The sequence below is a fragment of the Frankia sp. CeRuru1 genome (genome assembly GCF_977966315.1).
The window spans coordinates 1-6,004 of the sequence record NZ_CDWWEW010000322.1 but is presented as its reverse complement, the minus strand read 5'-3'; the positions used below and the strand labels follow the sequence as shown (position 1 = coordinate 6,004).

Annotated in this window: 5 protein-coding genes and 1 pseudogene; 4 read left to right on the top strand and 2 right to left on the bottom strand. The window is 68.5% G+C overall.

Features of this window, described 5'->3' with window-relative positions; all coding sequences use genetic code 11:
• Positions 1–207 (bottom strand): annotated as a pseudogene (locus AC08OP_RS19230) (leucyl/phenylalanyl-tRNA--protein transferase); the annotation flags it as partial.
• A complete protein-coding gene (locus AC08OP_RS19225) occupies positions 198–2,579 on the bottom strand; it encodes a putative bifunctional diguanylate cyclase/phosphodiesterase (protein WP_476615459.1) in 2,382 nt (793 codons plus the stop codon). The gene AC08OP_RS19225 and the pseudogene AC08OP_RS19230, both read right to left, overlap by 10 nt.
• Before the next feature lie 604 nt (positions 2,580–3,183).
• On the opposite strand from AC08OP_RS19225, the gene AC08OP_RS19220 reads away from it, so the two are divergent.
• From AC08OP_RS19220 to AC08OP_RS19205, 4 genes are all read left to right on the top strand, one after another.
• Complete coding sequence (locus AC08OP_RS19220; RefSeq protein ID WP_476615458.1) at positions 3,184–4,068, top strand: LLM class F420-dependent oxidoreductase; 885 nt, start codon at positions 3,184–3,186, stop codon at positions 4,066–4,068.
• 69 nt (positions 4,069–4,137) lie between these two features.
• On the top strand, positions 4,138–4,332 hold the full coding sequence (locus AC08OP_RS19215) for a hypothetical protein (RefSeq protein WP_476615457.1): 195 nt from the start codon (positions 4,138–4,140) through the stop codon (positions 4,330–4,332).
• A 107-nt stretch (positions 4,333–4,439) separates the two neighbouring features.
• A complete protein-coding gene (locus AC08OP_RS19210; protein WP_462186637.1) occupies positions 4,440–5,009 on the top strand; it encodes a hypothetical protein in 570 nt (189 codons plus the stop codon).
• Between the two features lie 459 nt (positions 5,010–5,468).
• The coding region (locus AC08OP_RS19205; protein WP_476615456.1) for a SulP family inorganic anion transporter at positions 5,469–6,004 on the top strand (536 nt) is incomplete at its 3' end.

The window sequence follows — 6,004 nt, the reverse complement described above, 5'->3', positions numbered from 1 at the left end:
GCCGCTCTCGTCGTCCCCGTGAGCCTCGCCGCCGCCGTCGGCCTCGCTCGCCGGCCAAGGGAAGGCACCGGCCCGGTAGGCGCCGATCAACGTCGCCGGATCCAGCTCACCGCCGACGGCGACCGGGGCCTGGCGTGGGCTGGTCAGCAGCGAGAGCCCGTCCCATACGGTGGGGCCGAGATCGCGGGGCGGCGCCGTCAGCGCCACGACTTGACCGCCGGCGTCCGATCCGGGGTGACTGGGGCGTTCAGCACGGCACTCTCCATCGTCGGGGAGAGATCGCCGGGACATTCCTCCGTCCGGCCGATCGTCTCCGGATCGATCATGCCAGCCGACGGCGCCCGTCGCCGCAGTTGCTCGGTCACCTGCTCGGATGGGCCCGGATGGCCGAGGAAATAGCCCTGAGCCAGGTCGCAGCCGAAATCCCGCAGCATCCGCATCGCCCCGGCGGTCTCCACGCCCTCGACGACGATGCGCAGGCCGAGCGCGTGGGCGAGTCCAACCGTCGAACGGACGATCGCCTCGGCCCGGCCGTCGACCTCCATGCGTTGGATGAATGATTTGTCCAGCTTCAGCACGTCGACGGGCAGCTCCCAGAGCCTGGCCAGGGAGGAGTACCCGGTGCCGTAGTCGTCGACGGCGATTCCGATCCCCAGGTCGCGCAGCTCCCCGAGTACGGCGGCCGTGCGGACCCGGTCGAGCATCAACGTGGTCTCGGTGATCTCCAGCTCGAGTGCCGTCGGGCTCAGCCCGAAGCCGGAGAGCATGCCGCTGACCTGTTCGGGAAAGCCACGGTCCAGCAGGTCCGAGGCGGACAGGTTCACCGCCACCGCGACGTCGAATCCGGCGGAGTGCCACTGCCGGCACTGGCCCAGGGCGGTCTCCAGCACCTCGATGGTCAGCATCCGGATGAAACCGGCCTGTTCGGCCAGGGGGACGAACTCCTCTGGCCCGAGCAGGCCGCGGCGGGGATGCCGCCAGCGGACCAGGGCCTCTACGGCGTTCGCCTGCCCGGAATCGAGGTCGACCTTGACCTGGTAGTGCACCTCCAGCTGGCCGGTGCCGAGCGCCGCGCGTAGGGACTCGATCATGTCGAGGCGGACGAGGCTGTTCACGTCGGACCCGGGACGGTAGGACTCCACGCCGGTGCGGCCCGACTTCGCGGCATACATGGCCACATCGGCGCGCTGCAGCAGGGTGTGGGCGTCCTCGGCGTGGTCGGGGTACACGGCGGCGCCGATGCTCGCGCCGACGTGCAGGGTCACCCCGCCGACGTCGAAGGGATCGTCGAGCACGGCCAGCACCCGGTCGGCGACGCGTTTCGCGGCCTCGATGTCCGAGTGTTCGAGCAGGACCGCGAACTCGTCGCCGCCCAGGCGGGCATGCAGGTCGCCGGGACGCAGGGCGTCGGAGATACGGGTTCCGACCTGCGCCAGCAGCGCGTCGCCCACCTGATGCCCCAGCGAGTCGTTGATCTCCTTAAACCGGTCAAGGTCCAGCAGGAGGAGTGCGAAGGTGTCCACCCCGGTGGCGTGCTGCTCGGCCTTCGTCAGCCGTTCGATGAAGCCACGCCGGTTCGCCAGGCCCGTCAGCTCGTCGGTGCGGGCCAGCGCTTTGCTCTCGGCGAGCTGCTGGACCTCGATGAAGGTGAACGCGGCGCGGGCCAGTGCCGTCAGCACCGTGGCCGCGGCGAGCCCAACGGTGATCTTTGGCAGCTGGACCGCGGCGCCGAGGACGAGCAGACCGAGCGCGATCACGGTGAGCACCAGCGGGACCGCGATGACGCCCCAGCCGGACATCTTGGCCGGTGGGTGCCAGCGCGGTCGCTGCCAGGCGGCCAGGGCCGGCATGAGCACCGAGAACAGCCACAGCGTGCTGAGGAGGCCGGACCCGGGGTCCCTGTCCGTGGTGACGCTGACCAGTAGGAGCGAGTCGGCTATCGCGAAGCCCACCAGCCCGATGCCCAGCAGCCACCACATCCGGCCGGGATGCCAGCCCAGCAGACTGAACACTGTGACGATCAGCAGGATCAGCAGCAGGTCGGCGAGCGGATAGATCAGGTTCACCGTCATCGTCCACGCGCTGTAGCGCGGATACGAGTTCGCCATCGCCACGCCGATGCCGCTGGTCAGCGCGGCTACGCCGAGCAGGCCGACGAGCGCGTCCATCCAGACGCTCGTGTGCAGCCGGAGCACTCTTCTGCGTAGCAGGAGGATGACGGCGACATAGCACGCCGGATAGAAGAGCAGCCAGCCGAGATCGGCCAGCGACGGCCCGAGGTCGTCGTCCTGCCGGCCGGCGACCGCCGTGTTGTAGTAGATCGTCGCGCATCCGTAGCTGACGAGCCCGGTGCCGAGCAGCGCCCAGGGCAGGCGTTCGCCGCGGATCAACACCGCCCGCGACAGGCAGATCAGGCCCGAGCCGAGGGCGACGCCGTAACGCAGCGACCCGGTCTCGTTGCCGATGCGGGGCACGGTGACGAACGCGGAGACGGACAGGTAGACCGTGGCGACGATCAGGACGAGCTGGGCGGCCCGGATCAGACGGAACCGGCGCGGGGGAGGGGGAGAGGCGGTCAACCGGTCATCCCCCCGCAGAGTGGTGGGAGCCTGCGCACGTGCCCGGCATCGTGCCGACGGCCATCGCCCGGTGCCGCGGCGACGACACCCGCGGCACCGGCGGCCGCCTTGCCGGCCGGTTCGCCGAAAAAGATGATCTTTCATGGGTGTGCCGTGGGCGGGCGATGGTGGCGGCTCCCCCTCCGGCCCCTCTCCGGTGCGGCCATGGTGCCGACCCCGCAGGCCCGGTAATCGACCACCGCCGGTGGCGACCGGTCGTGCGGGAGGGACAGGGCTACCTCCGTCGAGGGAAAGGGTACGGACACCCCGGAGGTCCCGCCACTCGGGCCTCATGTGACCATCATGACGGAGGCTTGGCCGGGCATGCCTACATTCTCGTACATCTTGGTCTCTTGTCATTTATATGCAAAAATTTGTCGCGATTTGCTGGTGTGGCGTTGGGTTCAGGTGGGGTGACCGTGCGCAGGCGTGGCCGTGTCGTCGACTCATCACGTCAGGGCGGCCCGATCGTGGTCACTGCGGCGGGAGGCTGCCGTCGCGAGACATGGTAGGAAAATGTCGGTCATGTCCCACTTCCCGCGCTGGAGGCGGGGGAGGAGCGCACATGCGGATCGGTCTGCAACTACCCGACTTCACCTCCCCGCACGGTTCCGGGCGGCTCGGGGAGGATCTGGCCGAGGTGGTCCGCGTGGCGGACACGGTCGGATTCGACTACCTGGCCGTCATGGACCACTTCTTCCAGATCGCGATGGTCGGTCCGGCCGAGAACGATATGCTGGAGGCGTACCCGACGCTGGGTTTCCTGGCCGCCCACAGCCGCCGCGCGAAGCTGCTGACCCTGGTCACCGGGACGGTCTACCGGGAGCCCGGCGCCCTGGCGAAGATCGTCGCGACGCTGGACGTGCTCTCCGGCGGGCGAGCCTGGCTGGGCATCGGCGCCGCCTGGTACGAACAGGAGGCGGTCGGTCTCGGTCTGCCGTTCCCGCCGCTGGCCGAGCGGTTCGAACGGCTCGAGGAGACGCTGCAGATCTGCCTGCGGATGTGGAGCGGTGACGAGAGCCCCTTCTCCGGCCGGTACTACCAGTTGGCCCGTCCACTGAATTCGCCGCGGCCGCTGACGCGGCCGCATCCACCCATCCTGATCGGTGGGGGTGGCGAAAAGAAGACGCTGCGTCTCGTCGCCCGGTACGCACAGGCGTGCAACCTCTTTCCCGGTCCCGATCTGGCGCGCAAGCTCCAGGTGCTGCGCGAACACTGTGAACGCGAGGGTCGGAACTACGACGACATCCTCAAGACCGTGGTCTTCTCCTTTGACGTCGGAGCGAGGGGGGAGAATGTGGAGAGGATTCTCGACGAGCTGAACGACCTGGCCGAACTCGGTGTCCAGGCGGTTCTCGGTGGCGTGCGCGACGTCTGGCACGTCGAGCCTCTGCACATACTCGGTGAAAAGGTGATTCCGCGGGTCGCCGGGCTCGCCGAGATCTCCTGACCCTCTGGGTGGCCGGCCCGTCGGCCGGCCCGGCACCGGGGGCCACCGACGGCCCGGCTGGATGCCAGGGTGAACTCCGCGCGCACAGCCGAGCGGCGGTGGCTGCTGCACCGGATGCTCGCGCCGCACCGGCGCGTCCGGGCGGTGCGCGAGTTCGACGAGGTCTATCGCACCCTGCGGGAGACCGCCCCGGCCCCCGGCACCCCGGCGTTCAGGCCTCGCCCTGGGCGCGGTGCGTACCTAGCCGCCCCGTTTCGTCTATGACAGAGGTAGCAGTAATATTTCTGGTAGCAGTAATATTTCTACTACCTCTGTCGTAATCCGGGGTGGATTTCTCTGTCTGTGACGGCTCGTGGTGCGGACATCGCGAGATGACGATCGGGGCGACCGTGGGGCCAACGGAGATCAACGGACTGCCGGCGCACGTCTTGCTCGTGCATGTGGTTGTCATCCTCGTGCCGCTGGCGGCGATGCTGGTGGTGTTGTCCGCGGTGTGGCCGGCGGCGCGGCGCCGGCTGGGCGTCATCACCCCGCTAGTTGCTCTGGTCGCGCTGGTGAGCGTGCCGCTCACCACCCATGCGGGGGAGTGGCTCGAGGCACGCGTGCCCTCGAACGAGCTGGTCCGCCGGCACGCCGAACTCGGCGACACCCTGCTGCCCTGGGCCGCCGGGCTGTTCGTCGCGGCCGTGGTGCCGTGGGTGCTTGCACGCCGCTCGGCCGCCACCGGAACGGAAACAGCTCCGGCGCGCACCGCGACCGGTTCCGGCCGGACGCTGCTCGTGGCGGTTCTCGCCGTGCTCAGCCTTGTCGCCGCCGCCGGTTCGGTCGTGCAGGTCTACCGGATCGGCGACAGTGGTGCCCAGGCTGTCTGGCACGGCAGCTTCAGCCGGACTCCCCTCCTGGTTACCCAGAGCGCGTCGGCGCAGCCAGTCGTCGAGTGAGGGCTCACCGCTGTCGAAGGCCGACAGGTCGTCGGAGGCAGTGATTGGTCTGGGGGCCGAGTAGCCGCTCACTCGAAGATGGATTCTTCGGCGAACAGGCGCTCCAGCCGGGGCTTGGCAGTCACCGGGCGGTCGAGGACGGCGAGGGACTCTACCCACGTCTCGTTCTCCGGCAACCCGCGACCAAACTCGGCTGCTGGTGTGAGAAGGCGGCCGGATCGGTGGAGAGACGGCGGGGCGTCGATGACGGCCCGGCGTGCTGCGGGCAGGTCGAGGGTGTCGGTGTCCGCGACGTCGTGCGAGCCGACAATTCGGCCAACCCTACCGTTACGTTAGAGTTGGATGTATGTGGATGGAGTCACGTCGCCAACGGAACCGATCCCCACTGCCCTGGTCGGCAACCCGCCATCATCCGGCTTCGCCTGCCGACGAGTGCCCCCTTGCAGGCGAGGAGTAATCGTGCCGTTTTTTGGCTTTAGTCGGGACGCAGTCTGGGGACGTTTCAAAGCGGCATGGCTGGCGGGTCCCACCGCGGATCTGCTGGCTGGTCTGGTGGTCGCCCTGGCCCTGATTCCTGAGGCGATCTCGTTCTCGGTCATCGCCGGGGTGGATCCCAAGGTGGGTCTTTACGCTTCGTTCTCGATGGCAGTGATCATTGCGATCGCGGGCGGTCGCCCAGCGATGATCTCGGCGGCAACAGCGTCGATGGCGCTCGTCATGGTGCCGCTCGTCCGGGATCACGGGGTCGAGTACCTCTTCGCGACGACGGTCGTGACCGGCGTCGTACAGATAATTCTCGGGCTGGTCGGGGCAGGCCGGCTGATGCGTTTCGTGCCGCGTCCGGTCATGGTCGGATTCGTCAACGCGCTCGCGATCCTCATCTTTCTCGCGCAGCTTCCTCATATTGCGGGTGAGACCTGGGTGGTCTATTCAATGATCGCCGCCGGTCTGGCGGTGATCTACCTCTTCCCCCGGATCACTCATGTCGTGCCAGC

Bases quoted from the DNA above. Each gene is read 5' to 3' on its own strand.
- AC08OP_RS19210 (WP_462186637.1), top strand. From the start codon at position 4,440: ATGACGATCGGGGCGACCGTGGGGCCAACGGAGATCAACGGACTGCCG.
- AC08OP_RS19220 (WP_476615458.1), top strand. From the start codon at position 3,184: ATGCGGATCGGTCTGCAACTACCCGACTTCACCTCCCCGCACGGTTCC.